We start from the raw sequence: 19,810 nt of genomic DNA, 5'->3' as shown, positions 1-19,810 counted from the left end.
TTCTTTTTACATTTTTATTATAGTAGGTTCTGTCATTTTTTGCGAATAAACACACTTTTTAAAAATAATCTTCTAAAATTGGCATGCCTTTGACTAAACGTTGGCCTAAACGTTGAACTGTCGTTGCGTCTCCTTGCAAGCGTTCATAAAAAGATAACGTCTCTGCTGAACGATAGCCCAAGAATAATTGCGTCCACGTTTGGATATCTGCTTTCAAAGCAGCAGTCCCTTCTTTTTCCACAGCACCTTTAGTCACTGTCGCTTTTCCTTGTTCGTCAATTATTATTGTCCAAATACCTTCATTCCATGGCCCATAGGAATCTTCAATCTCTAAAGAATACGTTTCTTTTTCTCCTGATTGAAATGGATACTTTTCCAGAAATGTTTGTAACTCAACGATTCGTGCCATCATGTAAGGTAAAATTTTTACAGAAGCTGCTGGCGTTGGCATTAAATCATTTAAATCTTTTCCAGCAAAACCATTAATCCAATGGAACGATTGAACGGAACCACTATGTGAGCCAATAAACCCAGCTAACGCTTTAAAAGCTGTATTAGTTAAATAGTTCCATTCTACGATTTCAAAAGTTCCGGCAGCTATCCGATAAATCACATAACCTTCCGCTTTCCCTTCTGGTGAATAATAAATCGCTTGATTATTTGGTTTACTTGCACGATTCAGCGTATAATCCAGCCACCAAGTTTCACGGATCACACCACCAGAGTGCGCTCTTTGATTTTCAAGGTATACGTCTTTAATGACCTCTTTACCGTCAGTCCAAGAAACTCGTTTAATGGTACCCGGAACTCGTTTAATACGTGGCCAATCTTCCGTTTTAATTGTATACTCTGCTTGTTCGAATGTTTGTTCATAGCCATATTGACGATAAAATGGATATGAAAACGGTGCTAAGTAAGAAAGGGCAACCTTTTGTTTCGCTAAATCAGCCAACATTTCTTTCATAATAGCAGAGATGCCGCCTTCACCACGATATTCTGGATAAGATGCCACATAGCCAATTCCAGCCATGGGATAGTGGACACCATGGAAATTCACTTGAAAAGGTGTCGCCATCACTTGACTTGTTAATTGCTCATCAATTAGGAAGCCATAGCTTTGCGTATGTGACAACAATTTTTCAAAACGTTCTTGGCGTTCCGCCGTGGGTTCCTGATTAAAAGCATAGATGACAAGATCAAACATCTCTTTCATTTCTTCTTTGCCCATTTTTTTGACTCTTTTAGTTGTCATTTTCTTTCCTCCTCGCACATTGTATCAATTCATTTTATCACAGAAACGGTTCTCTTTCTAAAAGCCGTTATTTACTGTCATTTCTTTGAACCAACGACCGCTTTTCTTAATGGTCCGTTTCGCATCATCATCTAAATCCACAGCGATGAAGCCGTAACGATTTTTATAGGCATTGAGCCAAGACCAGTTATCCATACACGTCCACATATGATATCCTTGAACATTACTACCTTCTTGAATCGCTTGATGCACCCATTTCAAGTGATCTTGCACGAATTCAATCCGATAATCATCTTCAATGACTCCTTGTTCATTGACAAAGCGTTCTTCTCCTTCTACGCCCATGCCATTTTCTGAAATGTAGCAGCGAATGTTGCCATAATTTTCTTTTAAATTCATTAATGTATCATAAATGCCTTTTTCGTAGATTTCCCAGCCACGGTAAGGATTCATTTTTTTGCCAGGCATATCATAGACATCATAAAAATCTTCTGGAAGTAAGCCTTCTGGTCGTGTTTCAACAGGTGTTTCTTTTGCTTTGGCACGACGTGGTTGATAGTAGTTTACCCCTAATAAGTCTACAGTATTTTCAGCAATTATTGCTAAATCTTCTGGCGTAGTTTCTGGCAACAAGTCATTTGCTTTCGCCCAGGCAACCATATCTTCTGGAAAATGGCCTTTAACAGCCGGATCTAAAAACGAACGGTTAAAGAAACCATCGACAAATTTAGCCGCATTTACATCGGCTTCATTGTGCTCATCACGAGGATAAGTCGGCGTTAAGTTTAAAATAATGCCAATTTCACCTGATAAGTTCATAGAATGATAGACGGCAATCGCTTTGGCACTAGCTAAAGCTTCATGATAGAGTACTTGAATCCCTTCTTTTAGATTCACTTTATCAGGATAATGCCAGCCATAGAGATAACCACCTTCAACTGGTACAATTGGTTCATTGTGTGTAAACCATTTTTTCACGCGATCGCCAAACAATTCAAAACAGGTTTTGGCAAAGTCAACATACAAATCAACTACTTCACGGCTTTCCCAACCGCCTTTTTCTTGAAGTACCATCGGCATATCAAAATGATACAAGTTCATAAAGGGCTCAATCCCGTGTTCTAATAAATCATCAATCACTTGATTATAAAAATCAACTGCTGTTTGATTGACTTTCCCTGTTGTAGGATCTGGAATTAAACGGCTCCACTGAATGGATGTTCGAAAGGAGTTATGTCCCGTTTCTTTCATTAACTGAATATCTTCTTGGTATTTTTTATAAAATTGTGAGGTCTTATCTGGACCGACTTGTTGAAAGAATTTTTCTGGCGCTTCTTGATACCAAAAATCCCAAATATTTTGACCTTTACCATCACCTTCAAAAACGCCTTCTGTTTGAGGACCGCTGGCTGCAGAACCCCACCAAAAATTTTCTGGAAATTGATATTTCATGTTATTTGCTCCTTTACGATTTAATCATTAAAAAAAGGATTGAACCCTCCGTAAGAGTCCGGACGATTCAATCCTTCGATTTTTTACTCAGCTGCTTCTGCGGCTGCTTCTTGTTTCAAGTATTGATCTGTTGCTACTTTTACGAAAGGCATGTAGATCAAAATAGAAATCAATAAGTTAACAGCTGCTAAAACTCCGCCGGCGATACTCTTCGTTGCTAAAAATCCGCCAATAATTGGTGGTGTTACCCAAGGTGGCATAAAGGTTGCAGCTGGCACTAAACCAGTTGCTGTCGCCACATACGCAACAGTTACAAGAACCATTGGGACTAAAATGAATGGGATAAACATAATTGGGTTTAAAACAATTGGTAAACCGAACATGACTGGTTCATTAATATTAAATAGTCCTGGTGCTAAACTTAAGTTTGTAATGACTTTGTATGGTTTGTTACGACGACCTACGATAAAGATAGCAATTAACAGACCTAATGTTGCCCCTGTTCCACCTAAGTTTACAAATGAATCAAAGAAAGGTTTGTTTACAATATAAGGAATTGCTTTACCTGCTTCTAAAGCTTTAATGTTCGCATCAATCGCTGGTACGTTGATTGTTTGCATTAATGGGTCAACCATGTTGGCACCATGTAAACCAAAGAACCATAAGAATGGTGTAATGAAAGCTAACAATAATGCAGATGGGTAGCTGTTTGCAAGTCCCATAAATGGTTGTTGAACTGCTTCATAGAATGAAATAACGATATTGTCAATTCCTAAAGCAAATAGAATTGATGTAATTAAACTAAATAAACTGATTGTAATCATTGCTGGTAATAATGCCGCAAATGATTTTGCTACTGCTGGTGGTACACCATCAGGCATTTTGATAACTAATTTAGGATTGCCAGATAAACGTTGGAATAGTTCTCCTGAAATAAGTGCAATAATCAAAGCAATAAATAATCCAGTTGCGCCCATACCTTCTAAGCCGCCAACTGCGAAGAATGAAGCTACAGAAACTGTCCCGGCTGCAATACCGTCTTTTCCATAAGATTTAACTAAATTGTGTGCTACTAAAAAGGCTACTAAAACGGCAAAGATTGCGAATGTACCGTTCCAAATGTTGCCACCAAAGCTTTTCCAAATTGGTGCATCGTTATACATCATTGGGAAAATTTTGTTTAAAAAGTCCTCATATCCTGGAATTGGAATATTATTAATTAATACCGCCAAAGCCCCTAAAATCATTAATGGCATCGTTACGACAAACGCGTCACGAATTGCTACCAAGTGCCGTTGCGCTGCGATTACTGACGCTTTCGGCATAAAGTGTTTCTCCATCCATTGAACAAATCCGTCCATTGTTATTCCTCCTAATTAACGCTTTCTCAAGCGCGTTTTTCTTATAAGACGCATTGACAACGAGATTACTCGTTATCAATACGGCGATAAAGATCGATAATTTCTTTTGCTAAATCTGTAAATGCAATCGCAGTCATTAAATGATCTTGACTGTGCACTGTTAACAATGTTACTTGCATGTTATTGCCTTTTGCTTCTTCTGTTAACATTCCTGTTTGCGAATGATGTGCATGTACAAGTGATTCTTCTGCATCTGCAATTTTTTTGTCTGCTAATTCAAAATCCCCCGATTTTGCTGCGGCAATCGCTTCCATTGCATCGCTTTTAGCATTTCCGCCATACATGATTAAACCCATGATTGCTTCTAAGTTCTGTTGTCCGTCCATTACCTCTACCCCATTTTCTGCTCTAGTTTGATGATCCCATTAATGAAATTGCTTGATCTAAAACTTTTTCGCCATTCATCATGCCATAGTCTGCCATGTTAATGACATCTAAAGGAATCCCTTTTGGCTGTAATTTTTGTTCAAATTGCCCTTTCATGAAACGAACTTGTGGGCCTAATAGTAAAACATTTACCTCTTTATTTTCCAAGTTTGTATCTGCTTCAGAAGCCGATACTGCAAAGATGTCTGCTTCCATACCACGATCTTCTGCTGCTTTTTGCATTTTTGTTACTAATAAACTCGTGCTCATTCCTGCGGAACAAACTAACATAATTGTTTTTTTTGCCATTTTCCTTCATCTCCTAAATTCTCTTTGTTTTGCTTTACACCTTTATATAAGCAAGAAGCGTGCCAAGTTTTAACAGATTAAAAACCTTGATATGACAACGTTTCTTGATATAGAAAGCGTGTACACACTAAAAATAAAACGATTACACACAGCTTTTTTGTGTGCGTTTCCAAAATAATAGGGCAACAAAAGAAAGTGAGCGATAAGTCGAAACGACTCATCGCTCACTTTCTAAAGCTGAAGAGAATCAACTGGACAAAAGCCGCTTTTTCCCTTTAAGCAGTTTCCATCATTTTAAGCATTTTATAAAACTGTTTCTTTTTAAAATAACTTAAAAAGATACCTAATACTGCATCATTCAGTTTTTGTAACGCCCCATAAGAAACCATTGTTTCTGTATAACGCAGTTCACAGCTTTTTTCGTCAATTGGCTGGAGCTCATACCGCACCGAGAAATCATTTTTAGTTGTGGATGTTCGAAATTGATAGGTCTTATTTTCTACAGCTTCTTCAATAACTATTTTCGCGCGACTATTTTTACTATATTCTTTGATGTATTCAAACTTACGCAACTGCTTTCTTGTAAGAGTTTTGCCTGTTTGCTTACGGATATCAAAAATAACAGAATTCATTAATTGCGTGTAAAATTCATCTGCTGAAATAGTTAATGTTTTCGTAATTTCCATTACCGTTTCACCTCATCCTTTGTCGCCTCTTCTTCAGCAACTTTTTTTCCTTTAAAAAACAGGTAACCACCAAGTCCAATGAAAAAAATCCCCGTTGTCAGACTTAATAAATCATAGTTTAAGGAGCTGGGATTCAACGAATACAAAACAATCAAGAAGCCAATACTACATAAAAATAATCCATTTCTAATCATTTTCATCCATCCTATCTTTTTAGACTACCGTTGCTTGGAAGTATAAAACGCCACCCCAAGGTTGTTCCTTAATCAGCTGTTTTGCAACTTGTGCAGCAGTTTCAGGGTCTCCTTCAACTTCAAAAAATAACTTAATACCATTCTTTTCTTTAAAAGTAAATGTTTCATTTTCCCCTTGATATGCCTCTAATAAAGCAATAATTTCCTCTTGCTTCATTGCACTTGCAATCGAAATCATGCCGCTCGCTCCTTTCTATACAAGTAATTGCTGTTTTTATTGCCTATTGCTCACTTTCGCCTAATGCAGGATCCATTTTGTTAGCAGCGATAACAAACGGTGTCCAAATCAAGAAAGTGACTACCATACATACCAACGCTACAATTGGTGCGCGCCAGTCGGCACCTGTCGCTAAGAAAGATAATAGCAACGGCGGTGTCACCCATGCGACTTGTTGAGAAACTGGGGCGACTAGCCCAAGATACGTTGCAACCCAACCAATTGTAGTAGCAACTAATGGCGCAATTACAAATGGAATAAACATAATTGGATTCAGAACAACTGGTAAACCAAACATAATCGGTTCATTGATATTAAAGATTCCAGGTCCTAATGATAATTTACCGACTGTTAAATAATCTGCTCGTTTGGAGAATAACAAGATTGCAATAATTAGGACGATTGTACCGCCTGAACCACCAAACCAAGCAAAAGCATCAAACGAACCACGGACCCACATGTAGGCTTTACCGTCGTCAATAGCGGCTAAAACCGCAGCTGTTCCTGTTTTTCCTTCATAACCTTTTTGGAAAATATCAATATTGATTAATTGTGCTTGTCCCCAAATTCCTTCAAGAACTGGTGCCAAAACGTTTGGCCCATGAATACCAAAGAACCAGAAAATTTGAACAAAAACTGTTACGATTAACACAGCGCCTAGTCCTTGTGATAACCCAAGAAACGGTTCCGCAATATATTTTTGAATTAAGTCAATTAATAATTGACCGCCTGAAAGTTTTGAGACAGTAAAGTTAATAATTGCTACGACATACAACGCGATTGTTGCTGGTAAAATTGCCGCAAACGCTTTTGAAACTGCTGGCGGAACAGAATCAGGCATTTTTATTGTTAAATCTGCTTGCATTAATTTACAAAAAATAATGGTTGATAAAGCGCCCATAATCATCACTGTAAAGAAAGCGTTACCATTTAAATGATTGAGATTTAACCAACCCCATGGATTGACAGTCAATTGATTATTAGCAATTGACGCACCAATTTCTGCACCATTAATTGCGTTGGCAATCTTTTCTGGCACTTTTACAGCTAATTCAGCTGTGTTATTTGGTGCAAAAGCAACACCTGAAATTAAGGTAGCTAAACTGACAATCCCACCAGCTAGCTCATTCACATTGTATGCTTTCGCTAAGTTATAGCCCCAAGAAAAAGCGAAAATCAAACCAGCGATAGCCAATGTACCATTCCAAACAAAACCATTAATCCCAATGATGACATTCAATACTGCAAAAATACCTTTGTCTGCTTCCAAACTTGCCGCATAAGTTGAGACAAACTCTTGGGGAAGATCTCGAATAATTGCGTTAATCATTACGGCGACTGATCCAGCCATTGTCGCAGGTAATGTACCAATAAAAGCATCCCTTAGTGCCACCAGATGTTTCTGTGCACCAATTTTTGCGGCAGTTGGTAAGATATATTTTTCCATCCATGCCATTAATCCGTTCATTTTTATTCCTCCTGTATCCATTTATATTTATTAAAAAGGCAGTAGCCTCATTAAACGAATGAATCGAGCGTACAAAATAAAACCTTTGGTAACATGCACTATCCTTATTTGCTATTCACTTTTCTTAAACGTTTTAATTTCTTATCCCATTAATGAAATTGCTTGATCTAAAACTTTTTCGCCATTCATCATGCCATAGTCCGCCATGTTAATGACATCTAAAGGAATCCCTTTTGGTTGTAATTTTTGTTCAAATTGCCCTTTCATGAAACGAACTTGTGGACCTAAAAGTAAAACATTCACCTCTTTATTTTCCAAGTTTGTATCTGCTTCAGAAGCCGATACTGCAAAGATATCTGCTTCCATGCCACGATCTTCTGCTGCTTTTTGCATTTTTGTTACTAATAAACTCGTGCTCATTCCTGCGGAACAAACTAACATAATTGTTTTTTTTGCCATTTTTTCTTCATCTCCTTAAAAGTTATGACGTTATACACTTTATTTATAGCAATAATTGTGCCAAGTTTTTTCCTCATTAAAATACTGATATAACAGCTTTCGCTATCAAAAAAAGCGTGCACACACTAAAAGAAAACGCTTACACACATGAAATTGTGTGTAACTTACAAAAAGAAAACATCAAGAAAAAAGAGAGCGTTTTCTCATTTCTTGATGTTTTTTTATTTATTATTGTTTACTTTTAATTTCATTTTCTAAGAACATTTGGGTAACATGCGCAACTTCCGCTTCTGGAATCGTCACACGATATGCCCGTTCAATTAACATAAAATTCGTGCGTACGACATCGATTTCTAAACGATGTGTTTTAACATATTCCGCTAAGTTTGGAAAAGTTCTTGCTTCTTCTCCTTTAATTAAAGCATCTACCAGAAAAGCCAAATGAATCATGATTCCGGCATCCACCCCTGGTTCAACAATAATATGCATGTCTGTTTGTATTTGATGAACTGTTTTTTGTAACATGAGAATTAATTTTTGTAAGGAGTCCACAGAAGTAATAACGCCACTTAGTGAATGAACAATTGTATCAATCGCCACTTCATCACTAGCAATCCGTTTCAGTACATTTAATTTTTCATCATCAAAAATATCATAGACAGAAAAGAATGGAATATTTTGATATTCAACATCCACAGTTCCCGCAATGGCCTTAATTTCATATTCTTCCATCAAGTTGTCGATATGCTTTTTAAACGTTTCTCGTTCAATAAATTGCATTTGAATCAGTTCCACTTTTGTTTCATCAATAACTGGTAAGATTCGTTGGTATAGTTTTGCGGCAACCCCTTCTCCTGTAAAGCACGTCACGATTACTGCTTTTTTAACGTTTTGACGTTTTTGCAGACTAGAGCGAAATTGTTCTCTCACAACGCTTTCAAAAGAAAGTTGAATATTTTGGTAAATGTCCTCTAAACTTCGTCCCACGCTTGCCATTCGAATAGCTTCTAAGACAATCATTGTGCTCGTCATTGTAATCGCCTTCGTTCGGATACCTGTTTCTTCAAACAACATATTTCCAAACGAATTTAATGAACCCATATCCGTCAGTAACAAAATCCCATTATTTAACGATTCTTTTTGCGCAATTACTTGGTTTCGTAATTGTTCATACATCGTTTGAACTTCCATCGTTAACGGCATATTCATCGCTGTTCCGATTGATGTTCCTAAAAGTTCTTGGGCGGTTTTCAACATACTTGAGGCAGTAGAATCCCCATGCATTAAGACGAACACACCAACATTATTTTCTGGAGTTCTTTCTTCTTTACCGACATTAATAGATAAAAACATACTAATAAAGCCAATTTCATCGAAAGGAATCTCTATGTTGTTCTCTTCTTCAATAATAGAAGATAAATCTAAGGCTACTTGAAATTCTTTTTTCATATTTTTACGGACATTATTTAAATCAGGATGAACAATCACATGACCTTCTTTGACACGTTCAATCGTACTTTGTAAATGAAGTGCAAAGGCAAAGCGCGCTGTTTCATTGTACGTGTGTTCCAAACGCTCTTCTGCGATATCATAAAGACGATTCGTTAAGTCCCAAATAGCTTCTGGTAGTAACTCCTTATGTAAAGAATGTTGGGTTAATTCTTCGACATAATTTTTAAAATACGCATTCATATCTTTAGAAATCAATTCTTCTAAATCAACATTTTCTAAGTCAGCTTCGGACAAGTCAGCGACTTTTTCTTCAATTTCATTGTACACTTGCATGTCTCTAGCTGGATCTTGCGACCAAACAATTTTGTTGGTACCAGGCTGAAAAGATAAATAATTACTTTTACTATCGACAAATTGATCCAAGCGCTCAGGTACTTCTTTAATTTTTAATAATCCTTTTTGGACAGGTAACGATAAATCCCGTTTACGGATAACCAAGTGTTCTAAATTGTGCGTCCGATAATAAAGAAATGACTTAGCACAAACTAATTTTAAGTCCCGCTTCACCTGACCAATATTTCCTTCTGCATCGTATAACATGAACGCCAACACTGCTTCGCGTTCGATATCAATTTGTTGGCCCAAACGTGTTGCCTCTTGCTGAATAAATAACGAAATGATGGCATAACGCTCATCTAGCGTCCGTGCATCTAAAGATGGCAATGTAATCGACATCGGAATCCGCCGATTAAAAGTGGTTAAAAAGTTTTCTGATGATTCCGTTGTCGCACCAATAATTTGAACAGAGGCTTCATAGGTTTGGCCACTTTCTCCTAATGGACGGTACACGCCTTTATCAATAAACGTAAAGAGCATTTCTTGACCTTCTGGCGGTAAGCGATGAATTTCATCTAAAAAGAGAATCCCGCCATCTGCTTTTGCCATTAAGCCTGGACTATCTTCATTCGCACCAGTATAGGCACCTTTTTTTACACCAAAGATATGACCAAATAATAATTGTGGGTTTTGCGCATAATCAGCACAATTAAAAGAGACAAAAGGAGCATCTTCATCTAAGGTTTTTGAATCAATTGCAAAATGGTACATACATTCAGCAAAAAGAGATTTCCCAGTTCCTGTTTTCCCAAAGATAATCGTGTGCAAACCTCTTGGTGGATATAAAATAGCCGCCTTGGCTTGCTGAATACTCACTTTTAAAGAATCATTGGCACCTACTAATGTATCAAAACTAACAGCTGTGGACTCATCCACATGGACTTGTTCCCCTTCATTGATTGTTGGCACTGAATAGATGACAGGACGACCAGTACTTCTAGTAATCTTCTTTTCTTTGAATAATTCATTTAAATAACGGCTGGCATTACTACGGTCAATCATTAACTGTTCTGCTACCGCTCCTGCCGTTAAGCCTGTTTCATTTTTTTGAAGTAACGCTAAGATTTCTTCCTTCCGAGATTTCATGGAATCCTCCTCGATACAACGTTCTGCTTGAAGCTCGTAAAGCGTTATTTCTTCGCTTTACGAGCTCCTTTGTTTTTCGTGTTTTTCTTTTTGTTTTTCTTCTTTTTACGTGTTTCTTGCGGTTCTTTGACGCCAGAATTTACTGTTTCTGGTTTTCTTTCTTTCGTACTCTTTTTTTCTGAATACGTATCTTTGGCTACGTTCTTTTTTTCTAGTTCATCTTTGGCTTTTGGCTGCTCATAAAGTGCACCATCATATAAAAAGATTTCCTGATAAGGAATGGCTAATTGTTTCATTAAACGTTGATAATCTCTTTTAGTGCCGTCATTGATAAACGTAATCACTGCCCCTTGTGCACCCATCCGTCCAACGCGACCAGCGCGATGAATATAGCTCTCTTCAGTTAAAGGAACATCTACGTTTACGACGTAAGGGACCCCTGTGAAATCTAAGCCCCGTGCCGCAATATCCGTGGTTAGTAACAACTTCACTCGTTCTGCTTTAAATTGATCGATTGCCAATTTACGCAACTGTTTACTTTGATCTGAAGCCAGACCAATAGCTGGCACATTCTCGTAAACTAATTTTTCTTCTGCTGCACCTAAATCAGCAACTTGATTGAAGAAGACCATACTTCTGAATGCTTCTGTATGTGCCAAACGACGTAAGTAATCGGCTTTTTTTCTTGGCGCTAACCGAATAAAGTAGTGGGCGACTTGACCTGCTGAAGTATCTTCTTCCGTCACATCAATCACCTGTAATTTTTGACTTAAAGATTGCGCTTGATTCACAACACGGTCAGCGGTAGCTGAATAAAAAACAAGTTGGTATTCGGTTGGTGTGTGTGTCAAAATTTGTTTGGTTAAACTTAGCTCTTCCTCTTGGAAAAGTTGATCAACTTCATCCATTACAATTGTTTTTAACAACTGAGCTTTGACTTTTTTATTCTTCATTAACTCTAAAATCCGACCCGGTGTTCCGATTAACACTTCGGGGCGTTTTTTTAACTTGTCAATCTGGCGTGAAACATTGGCCCCACCGATTAACGTTTGAACCGTTAATTGAAGTGGCTTAGCCCAAGTCCGAGCAACCTCAGCAATTTGCATAGCTAATTCTTGAGACGGAGCAATAATCAACAATTGATTTCCCTGTCCTTTTTCAACAGTTAAGAGTAAAGGCAGCATGTAAGCAAGTGTTTTTCCAGTTCCTGTCGGCGAAATTCCTAAAACATTTTCTCCTTCGCGAAGGGGCGTAAAACTTTTTTCTTGAATTGTTGATGGTTCGTTAAAGCCAGAAGCTTGCCACTGTTCTTGCCAAGCCTCTGGAAGTTGTTCTAAAAATCTCATATTGTTCCTTTCCTATCGCTTAATTCTTATTTATCAGCATCAAAAATAATGCCGGCACTATGACGTAAATCAGTGACTACTTTATTGACATTTCGAGCAAGCTCAACCCATTCTTCATACTTGGTGCCCCAATACTTATCTGTTGGGTTATTTAAAACTGCTGCAAAATCACGGGCTTCTTCAATCATTGGATTATCGGCTACTTGAATATCTAAGACATCACGTTCTTCATGTGCGCGATCATGGTACTCAGCCGAAGAAATAGCATTGACACTATCTAAAATCAAGGTCCCGTTTTCAAAGTAAATTTCGGATGGCGCAAAAGAATCACTAATTTTCCCAGTGTTTAACGTCACGTCAAACTGATCATAACGTAAAATAATTGTTCCTAAGCCATCGACACCTGTCGCAATTTTACTAGCAAAATAATGGCTTTCGTTTGGTACGCCAAACCAGCCTAAGGCTGCATAAACTAAATAAACGCCTAAATCTGCTAAGGCTCCCCCAGAAAAATGAGGAGAAAAAATATTTGGTTCTTTGCCTTCTAATACTTGATCATAGCGAGAAGAATATTTCATATACGTAAAATTCGCACCTAAAATTTGGTTTTTTAATGGCAATAATTCAGCAATTTTTTGGAAACTTTGCTCATGAATATTACGGGCCGCTTCAAAGAAATACACACGATTTTTATTCGCTAATTCAATAATTTCTGCCATCTCATCAGGCGTTGAAAAAGCTGGTTTTTCAACAATTACATTTTTTTTCGCTAAAATTGCTTGTTTCGCTTGTTCAAAATGTAATGAATTTGGTGAGGCAATATAAACCGTATCCATATGTGCAATACCAAAAAACGTCTCTAAATCAATTGCATATTCCACATCCCCATAGCGAGAACCAAATTCTTGTGCCGTTGCTAGTTTCCGAGAATAAACAGCCGTTAAATCATACGCACCCGTTTCTAAAGCTGCTGCAACAAATTGATGACTAATCCAATTGGTACCAATTACGCCTAAATGTATCATAATCAAAAACCTCCATTTTTTGTTTATTTACTCTCTTTATAATAGTAATCTCTCGTACAAAAGTCACGTAATTACCCTGCCTTAAAGCGCTAGGAGTTCTTCAAGTTATTTATTAGGATCATCAAATGCCTGTAATAAATCAAAGGTTACCTGTGACTTAAGTTCAATCGTTGCTGGTGTTACGTGGCAATTGTAAGCAAGGACTTGCACACCTTGGTCAATTGCAGCACCCACATTTTCAGCAAAGGCGGGTTGCATCTCTTGGTGAATCGTTGCTTGCTTAATTTCTTCAAATTGGACCACAAACAAAATGTAACAGCGGTAACCAGCTTTAGTTGCAGCCATTAGTTCAGTGACATGCTTCAAGCCACGAAGTGTTGGCGCGTCAGGAAAAGCACCAACGCCTTTATTTTCTAAAGTCATGCCTTTCACTTCAACAAAAGCTTGTTCGTCCGCATCCGTTTCCACTAGAAAATCAAATTTTGAATGTGCAAATCGTTGCTCACGTTTAACAGTTTGGATCGTACCAACTAAACCAGGAAGCACAATTTGACCATTTTTTAATCCTTCATTAACTAATGTATTCGGTACTTGGCTATCAATATTAATCCAAAAAGAACCTTTTTTTACTGCAATCAAATCGTAATCTGTTTTTCTTTTAGGCGATGGTTGATAACTAAGCGCCACAACAGCACCTGGTAAAAAGACTTCTTTCCCTCTGCCAGTATTTTTAACATGTGTGATCACTTCTTCATTCGTCTCCATTAAACGACAGTGTGCAATAAACCGATTGGGTCGTTCGATAAAATAAGCGAGTTGGACATTCGGGTACTTCATACACAGACTTCCTTTCTTACACACTATACCATAAAAAAACAAGGAAAAGTATAGACCAAAACCAACAATTTTACTATCTTGTGTCAATCATTAAATATTTGTCAATTCTCAGCGATTTAGTCGAATATTTTAGACAAGTTCTATATAATAAAAGTAACGAAGACGAATAAATGAAAATGAAGGTTAGGAGGAATTTCTTTGAAAAAACATTGGACTTTCTTGGTTGGTGCATCTTTACTTACTGGATTAGCAGGCTCTATCCTCTGGAAAAAAAACAAACAGCTCCCTTCCCCACAGGAGCTTCAACACAATTATACTGGGCATTGGTGGTTTGTAGACGTGAAGAAAGCCACGCAACACACCTTGGAAATCACCTCATCTTTCAATGTTTTCATTGATGGTAAACAAATGCATGCCATGCTTGTTGAATTAAGTCCTAAACGCTTAGTTATCTTAGACAAGTTAGGTTATCATTTAATCATTCAATGTGAAAATGGTGTCCCTGCAACGCTTTACGATGAAGCCGACGACGAAACCTACACACTAGAACGTGCCATTTACAATTAACAAATCACCCACTCACATGAAATTAAGCATGTGTCGTGGGTGATTTGTTTTTTGCATCCCTTGCAAAAGCATTCAGAAAGTTTTCTTACAACTTGAATATTATTAAATAGTCAAATGCGCCTTTTTCTGATAAACTTAGGATGATGTTTTTTTGAAAGGATGAGCCCCTATGACACCAAATCGCGAAGACTATTTAAAATTAATTTTTGAATTAGGTGGCGACGAAGTTAAAGTGAATAATAAACAAATTGTTTCTGGACTAGATGTTTCGGCAGCTTCGGTTAGTGAGATGATTTCAAAGTTAGTAAAAGAAGATTTGGTTGAGCATTCTCCTTATCAAGGGGTACAATTAACTGAAAAAGGCTTAAAAAAAGCGAGTACGTTAATTCGCAAACACCGAATCTGGGAAGTCTTTTTAGTAGAGCACTTAAATTATACTTGGAATGACGTTCACGAAGAGGCAGAAGTTTTAGAACATGTTACTTCACAAACGCTTGTGAACCGATTAGCGGATTATTTAAATCATCCAGAATTTTGTCCACACGGTGGTGTTATTCCCGAAGATAATCAACCCATTCATGAGGAAAAACGCCAAACGCTAACAGACTACCCTGTTGGCACAAAAATTCGTATTGCGCGTGTCTTAGACGAAAAAGAATTACTGGATTATTTAGTTTCCATTGATTTAAATATTCAAGAAGAATATACAATTAAAGAAATTGCTGCATATGAAGGACCTATCACCATTTATAATGAACACAAAGAACTATCCGTCAGCTTTAAAGCAGCAAACACAATTTTTGTTGAGCCGTTGATTAGAGAAAGTGAGGAAAACTAATGAATGAAAAAGTAGCTTTATTTACTATTTTCGGGGGGACAGGCGATCTTGCCAAACGCAAATTGTATCCTTCCCTGTTCCGCTTATATAAAAAAGGATTATTAGCTGAGCGTTTTGCGGTGATTGGTACTGCACGTCGGGAATGGACAGACGAATACTATCGTGAAATCGTTCGTGAAACCATTCAAGACTTAAAGCCCACGGCCGAAGAGGCGACTGAATTTTCTAGTCATTTCTATTATCAATCACATAATGTGAATGATACGGAACATTATAATACCTTAAAAGAATTATCTGATCGTCTAAATGAACAATATCATTTAGAGGGCAATCACGTATACTATTTAGCTATGGCCCCTCAATTCTTTGGAACCATTGTTAATCACTTGAAATCGCAACATATTATTTCGGAAGAAGGCTTTGATCGTCTAATTATCGAAAAGCCATTTGGTTCTGACTATGAATCTGCCTACGAATTAAATGAAGAGATTCGTGCTGCATTTCCTGAACAAGATATTTTCCGAATTGACCATTACTTAGGCAAAGAAATGATCCAAAATATTTCAGCCATTCGTTTTGCCAATAATATTTTTGAATCACAATGGAACAATCGTTATATTGATAATGTCCAAATTACCTTCGCTGAAAGCTTAGGTGTCGAGGATCGTGGCGGCTATTATGACCACAGTGGTGCACTAAAAGATATGGTTCAAAATCATATTTTACAAGTCGTTGCTTTGCTTTCTATGGAGCCTCCTGTTGCCTTTTCTGAAAAAGAAATTCGGACTGAAAAAGTAAAAGCTTTACGTGCCATCCGCCTTTATTCTGAAGAAGAAGCCCTTCAAAATTTCGTGCGTGGACAATACGGCGAAGGTCAGCTAGCTGATCAAACATTTGCAGCCTATCGTGATGAACCGAATGTGGCAGAAACTTCATCCACTGAAACTTTTGTTGCTGGTAAATTTTTAATTGATAATTTCCGTTGGTCTGGCGTCCCTTTCTATGTTCGCACAGGTAAACGATTAACTGAAAAAGGTACACGCATTAACATCGTCTTTAAACAAGTACCTATTAATGTCTTCAAAGATGATACGTGTGAAGAATGCGATAAAACCGATTTACCACCGAATGTTTTAACTATCTATATCCAACCAACTGAAGGATTTTCATTAACCTTAAATGGAAAAGAAATCGGTCAAGGGTTCAATACAACTCCAGTGAAACTTGATTTCCGTCAAAGTGCTGAAATGACTGAAAATAGTCCAGAAGCATATGAAAAACTTCTATTAGACTGCCTAAATGGCGATAGTACAAACTTCTCTCATTGGGACGAAGTTGCCCAATCTTGGCGCATTGTTGACATTATTCGACATGCTTGGGATAAAACAGACGTTTCTTTCCCTAATTATGCCGCTGGCACAATGGGCCCACAAGCTGCCTTCGACTTATTAGAAAAAGATGGCTTTACTTGGGAATGGCAACCAGATAACTGGTACCGTGACCGCGGTCAACTTGATCAATAAATAAGCCAAAAAAGATCCACTAGTTAACGACTAGCGGATCTTTTTTCTTGTTTATTCGAATCCTTCAGCAACCGCTTCTGGATAATTTTCTTCAACAATGTGTGCGCAACGGCCACAAAGTGTTGGTAATTTTTCATCTGAGCCGACATCTTGACGAACGGAACGACAACGGTCACACGTTTCGCCTTCTGCTTTTTCAACTAAAATAGCCATGTCTTCAAATTGAATAGCTTCACTAGGTGCTACTTCTTTTGATACTTCAAAGTCGGAAACAATTAGTAATTGAGCAATATCTGCATCAACAGCTGTCATTAATTGACGAATTTGTTCATTTGGATAAACGGTCACTTTGGCTTCTAACGATTTACCGATTAATTTAGAATGACGAGCTTCTTCCAACGCTTTTAAGACATTGTCACGGAAATCCATAAAGGCTGCCCATGTATCCATCAATTCTTCTTCATTAGTAAACGTTTCGTAACCTGGGAATTCAGCTAATTGCACATACTCTTCTTCTTCTTGTAAGAAACTCCAAATTTCTTCCGCTGTATGTGGAATAATTGGTGTCAATAGTTTTGTTAATGAAACCAGTGTTTGGTAGAAAACAGTCTGCATACAACGACGTTGATAATCATTTTCTGCTTCAATATAAACGACATCTTTCGCAAAGTCTAAATAGAAAGAAGATAAATCTACCGTTAAGAAGTTCATAACTGTCCGATAAATATGCATGAAATTATATTTTTCATACCCATTTTCACGGATTTCTTGAATGACTTGATTTAAACGAACCGTCATGTATTTATCTACAGAACGTAAATCAGCATAAGCTACAGTATGCTCAGCTGGATTAAAATCACTCGTATTCGCTAACAAGAAACGCATAGTATTACGGATTTTCCGGTACACTTCAGATACTTGGTTTAAGATATCCATTGAGACACGCACATCGGCTTCCGCGTCAACACTACTTACCCACAAGCGTAAGATATCTGCCCCCATTTGGTTGATAACTTTTTCAGGTAAGATAGTATTGCCTAACGATTTACTCATCTTACGGCCTTCGCCATCGAGAACCATCCCTTGAGAAATGATTGATTTATAAGGCGCTACCCCATTGATAGCGACACTTGTTGTAATGCTTGAGTTAAACCAACCACGATATTGGTCAGAACCTTCTAAATACATATCTGCTGGGAAAGTTAACTCTTCTCTTTCTCGTAAAACTCCTTCATGTGAAGAACCTGAGTCAAACCAAACGTCCATGATATCTGTTTCTTTGGTAAACTCGCCATTTGGTGAACCTGGATGTGTAAAGCCTGCTGGTAGTAACTCTTTTGCTTCACGCATAAACCAGATATTTGATCCATGTTCTGCAAATAAATTCGCTACATGTTCAATTGTTTCTGGCGTAATGATGGCTTCTCCATTTTCAGCATAGAAGATCGGTAATGGCACGCCCCACGCTCTTTGACGAGAGATTACCCAATCACCACGGTCACGAATCATATTATACAAACGTGTTTTTCCCCAAGGAATTAGCCAGTCAACTTTCTCAACTTCATCTAAAATATCTTGACGGAATTTAGAGATTGAAGCAAACCATTGTGGCGTTGCACGGTAGATAACTGGTTTTTTGGTACGCCAGTCATGTGGATAACTATGCGTAAAGAAATCTAATTTTAATAACGCGCCTTTTTCTTCTAATAACTCAGTAATCATTGGATTCGCTTTGTCATAGAAAATTCCTTCAAAGCCAGCTGCTTCATCTGTAAAGACTCCTCGACTGTCAACAGGAGAAATAACAGGTAAATCATATTTACGGCTAACGATATAGTCATCTTCACCATGTCCCGGTGCGGTATGAACTAAGCCAGTCCCGGCATCTAGCGTCACGTGGTCGCCTAGCATAACAAGTGATGTTCGATCATAGAATGGATGTTGAGCTGTCATACGATCTAATTTTTCACCAGAAAATTCTCGCAAGACTTCTACTTCTTCCCAACCAATCGCTTCTTTAACTGTTGCTAATAAATCTTTAGCAATTACAAATTTGCGACCGTCTGCCTTCACTTCAACATACGTAAAATCAGGATTAACTGAAATACCTAAGTTGGCTGGTAATGTCCAAGGGGTTGTCGTCCAGATGACGAAGGCTGTCTCGTTATCTAAAAGACCTTTACCATCGGCCACGTTAAAAGCTACGTAAATAGATGGTGATTTTACATCTTTGTATTCAATTTCTGCTTCTGCTAAAGAAGATTCACTTGAAGGAGACCAATAAATTGGTTTTAAGCCTTTATAAATATAGCCTTTTTCTGCCATCTTACCAAAAACACGAATTTCTGCTGCTTCATACTCTGGATCTAACGTAATGTATGGATGTTCCCAATCACCTGACACACCTAAACGTTTAAAATCGTTACGTTGTTTGTCGACTTGTGATAAGGCATACTCTTTACATTTTTCGCGATACTCAGCGACAGTCATTTCTTTACGTTTAACCCCTTTATTGGTTAACACTTGCTCAATTGGTAAACCATGAGTATCCCAACCAGGCACATAAGGAGAACGGAAACCAGACATTGATTTTGAACGAATAATAATATCTTTACTGATTTTATTCAAAGAATGTCCTAAATGAATATTTCCGTTTGCATACGGAGGGCCATCATGTAAAACAAAGGTTGGTTTTCCTTCGTTTAATTTTTGACGTTGTTCATATAAGCCTTTTTCTTCCCAGTCTTTTTGCCATTCTGCTTCACGGTTTGGCAAGTTCCCACGCATTGGAAAAGCTGTTTTTCCTAATTGCAATGTTTCTTTCATTTTCATATGCATTTGCCTCGCTTTCATTTT

At 37.7% G+C, this 19,810-nt stretch carries 18 protein-coding genes; 3 read left to right on the top strand and 15 right to left on the bottom strand.

What is annotated here, in order from left to right; genetic code table 11:
* Positions 1-58 precede the first annotated feature (58 nt).
* The 14 genes from IGL49_RS03795 to sfsA form a co-directional block, all read right to left on the bottom strand.
* Positions 59-1,252: a GNAT family N-acetyltransferase gene (locus IGL49_RS03795; protein ID WP_104854479.1), complete on the bottom strand. Its 1,194-nt coding sequence runs from the start codon at positions 1,250-1,252 to the stop codon at positions 59-61.
* Positions 1,253-1,309: 57 nt separating this feature from the next.
* Positions 1,310-2,704, bottom strand: a complete 1,395-nt coding sequence (locus tag IGL49_RS03790) for a glycoside hydrolase family 1 protein (RefSeq protein ID WP_104854480.1) — start codon at positions 2,702-2,704, stop codon at positions 1,310-1,312.
* Positions 2,705-2,787: 83 nt separating this feature from the next.
* Positions 2,788-4,065 (bottom strand): PTS sugar transporter subunit IIC, encoded by a 1,278-nt coding sequence (locus IGL49_RS03785; RefSeq protein WP_002355920.1) that lies wholly within the window; start codon positions 4,063-4,065, stop codon positions 2,788-2,790.
* A 65-nt stretch (positions 4,066-4,130) separates the two neighbouring features.
* Positions 4,131-4,451 carry a PTS lactose/cellobiose transporter subunit IIA gene (locus IGL49_RS03780; RefSeq protein ID WP_002355919.1) on the bottom strand — a complete coding sequence of 107 codons (321 nt, stop codon included), beginning with the start codon at positions 4,449-4,451 and terminating at the stop codon, positions 4,131-4,133.
* 22 nt (positions 4,452-4,473) lie between these two features.
* Positions 4,474-4,800, bottom strand: a complete 327-nt coding sequence (locus tag IGL49_RS03775; RefSeq protein WP_002355918.1) for a PTS sugar transporter subunit IIB — start codon at positions 4,798-4,800, stop codon at positions 4,474-4,476.
* A 275-nt stretch (positions 4,801-5,075) separates the two neighbouring features.
* Positions 5,076-5,486: a DUF3284 domain-containing protein gene (locus IGL49_RS03770; RefSeq protein WP_002355917.1), complete on the bottom strand. Its 411-nt coding sequence runs from the start codon at positions 5,484-5,486 to the stop codon at positions 5,076-5,078.
* Complete coding sequence (locus IGL49_RS03765) at positions 5,486-5,686, bottom strand: DUF3188 domain-containing protein (RefSeq protein WP_002355916.1); 201 nt, start codon at positions 5,684-5,686, stop codon at positions 5,486-5,488. The genes IGL49_RS03770 and IGL49_RS03765 overlap by 1 nt, the downstream gene beginning before the upstream one ends.
* A gap of 13 nt (positions 5,687-5,699) precedes the next feature.
* Positions 5,700-5,918, bottom strand: coding sequence for a hypothetical protein (locus tag IGL49_RS03760; protein WP_104854481.1), 219 nt, complete (start codon positions 5,916-5,918; stop codon positions 5,700-5,702).
* A 43-nt stretch (positions 5,919-5,961) separates the two neighbouring features.
* On the bottom strand, positions 5,962-7,425 hold the full coding sequence (locus IGL49_RS03755) for a PTS sugar transporter subunit IIC (RefSeq protein WP_002364646.1): 1,464 nt from the start codon (positions 7,423-7,425) through the stop codon (positions 5,962-5,964).
* A 141-nt stretch (positions 7,426-7,566) separates the two neighbouring features.
* Positions 7,567-7,884: a PTS sugar transporter subunit IIB gene (locus IGL49_RS03750; protein ID WP_002355913.1), complete on the bottom strand. Its 318-nt coding sequence runs from the start codon at positions 7,882-7,884 to the stop codon at positions 7,567-7,569.
* A 228-nt stretch (positions 7,885-8,112) separates the two neighbouring features.
* The gene (locus IGL49_RS03745) at positions 8,113-10,818 is read right to left on the bottom strand and encodes a sigma 54-interacting transcriptional regulator (RefSeq protein ID WP_104854482.1); all 2,706 of its coding nucleotides are present in this window, start codon (positions 10,816-10,818) and stop codon (positions 8,113-8,115) included.
* A 44-nt stretch (positions 10,819-10,862) separates the two neighbouring features.
* A complete protein-coding gene (locus IGL49_RS03740; protein WP_104854483.1) occupies positions 10,863-12,164 on the bottom strand; it encodes a DEAD/DEAH box helicase in 1,302 nt (433 codons plus the stop codon).
* 26 nt (positions 12,165-12,190) lie between these two features.
* Entirely contained in the window at positions 12,191-13,189 is a 999-nt protein-coding gene (locus IGL49_RS03735) for a Gfo/Idh/MocA family protein (RefSeq protein WP_002355910.1), read from the bottom strand.
* Between the two features lie 105 nt (positions 13,190-13,294).
* Positions 13,295-14,026, bottom strand: coding sequence for a DNA/RNA nuclease SfsA (gene sfsA / locus IGL49_RS03730; RefSeq protein ID WP_104854484.1), 732 nt, complete (start codon positions 14,024-14,026; stop codon positions 13,295-13,297).
* Between the two features lie 198 nt (positions 14,027-14,224).
* Here sfsA and IGL49_RS03725 point away from each other — a divergent pair, with 198 nt between their 5' ends.
* From IGL49_RS03725 to zwf, 3 genes are all read left to right on the top strand, one after another.
* Positions 14,225-14,593 (top strand): DUF4828 domain-containing protein, encoded by a 369-nt coding sequence (locus IGL49_RS03725; RefSeq protein WP_104854485.1) that lies wholly within the window; start codon positions 14,225-14,227, stop codon positions 14,591-14,593.
* Between the two features lie 169 nt (positions 14,594-14,762).
* Entirely contained in the window at positions 14,763-15,431 is a 669-nt protein-coding gene (locus IGL49_RS03720) for a metal-dependent transcriptional regulator (protein ID WP_104854486.1), read from the top strand.
* Positions 15,431-16,954: a glucose-6-phosphate dehydrogenase gene (gene zwf / locus IGL49_RS03715; RefSeq protein WP_104854487.1), complete on the top strand. Its 1,524-nt coding sequence runs from the start codon at positions 15,431-15,433 to the stop codon at positions 16,952-16,954. The genes IGL49_RS03720 and zwf overlap by 1 nt, the downstream gene beginning before the upstream one ends.
* A gap of 51 nt (positions 16,955-17,005) precedes the next feature.
* Here zwf and ileS read toward each other — a convergent pair whose 3' ends face one another.
* The gene (ileS, locus tag IGL49_RS03710) at positions 17,006-19,786 is read right to left on the bottom strand and encodes an isoleucine--tRNA ligase (RefSeq protein WP_104854488.1); all 2,781 of its coding nucleotides are present in this window, start codon (positions 19,784-19,786) and stop codon (positions 17,006-17,008) included.
* Positions 19,787-19,810 lie beyond the last annotated feature (24 nt).

The sequence above is a fragment of the Enterococcus sp. DIV1337a genome (assembly GCF_051712285.1).
In the GTDB taxonomy this organism is placed as follows: domain Bacteria; phylum Bacillota; class Bacilli; order Lactobacillales; family Enterococcaceae; genus Enterococcus; species Enterococcus faecalis.
This window is presented reverse-complemented; position numbering and strand designations above follow the sequence as displayed.

Coding starts and splice junctions, on each gene's coding strand:
- IGL49_RS03745 (WP_104854482.1), bottom strand. CDS start 10,818: ATGAAATCTCGGAAGGAAGAAATCTTAGCGTTACTTCAAAAAAATGAA.
- IGL49_RS03760 (WP_104854481.1), bottom strand. CDS start 5,918: ATGATTTCGATTGCAAGTGCAATGAAGCAAGAGGAAATTATTGCTTTA.
- IGL49_RS03765 (WP_002355916.1), bottom strand. CDS start 5,686: ATGAAAATGATTAGAAATGGATTATTTTTATGTAGTATTGGCTTCTTG.
- IGL49_RS03785 (WP_002355920.1), bottom strand. CDS start 4,065: ATGGACGGATTTGTTCAATGGATGGAGAAACACTTTATGCCGAAAGCG.
- zwf (WP_104854487.1), top strand. CDS start 15,431: ATGAATGAAAAAGTAGCTTTATTTACTATTTTCGGGGGGACAGGCGAT.
- IGL49_RS03770 (WP_002355917.1), bottom strand. CDS start 5,486: ATGGAAATTACGAAAACATTAACTATTTCAGCAGATGAATTTTACACG.
- IGL49_RS03795 (WP_104854479.1), bottom strand. CDS start 1,252: ATGACAACTAAAAGAGTCAAAAAAATGGGCAAAGAAGAAATGAAAGAG.
- IGL49_RS03790 (WP_104854480.1), bottom strand. CDS start 2,704: ATGAAATATCAATTTCCAGAAAATTTTTGGTGGGGTTCTGCAGCCAGC.
- IGL49_RS03775 (WP_002355918.1), bottom strand. CDS start 4,800: ATGGCAAAAAAAACAATTATGTTAGTTTGTTCCGCAGGAATGAGCACG.
- IGL49_RS03735 (WP_002355910.1), bottom strand. CDS start 13,189: ATGATACATTTAGGCGTAATTGGTACCAATTGGATTAGTCATCAATTT.
- IGL49_RS03780 (WP_002355919.1), bottom strand. CDS start 4,451: ATGGACGGACAACAGAACTTAGAAGCAATCATGGGTTTAATCATGTAT.
- IGL49_RS03720 (WP_104854486.1), top strand. CDS start 14,763: ATGACACCAAATCGCGAAGACTATTTAAAATTAATTTTTGAATTAGGT.
- sfsA (WP_104854484.1), bottom strand. CDS start 14,026: ATGAAGTACCCGAATGTCCAACTCGCTTATTTTATCGAACGACCCAAT.
- ileS (WP_104854488.1), bottom strand. CDS start 19,786: ATGAAAATGAAAGAAACATTGCAATTAGGAAAAACAGCTTTTCCAATG.
- IGL49_RS03755 (WP_002364646.1), bottom strand. CDS start 7,425: ATGAACGGATTAATGGCATGGATGGAAAAATATATCTTACCAACTGCC.
- IGL49_RS03750 (WP_002355913.1), bottom strand. CDS start 7,884: ATGGCAAAAAAAACAATTATGTTAGTTTGTTCCGCAGGAATGAGCACG.
- IGL49_RS03740 (WP_104854483.1), bottom strand. CDS start 12,164: ATGAGATTTTTAGAACAACTTCCAGAGGCTTGGCAAGAACAGTGGCAA.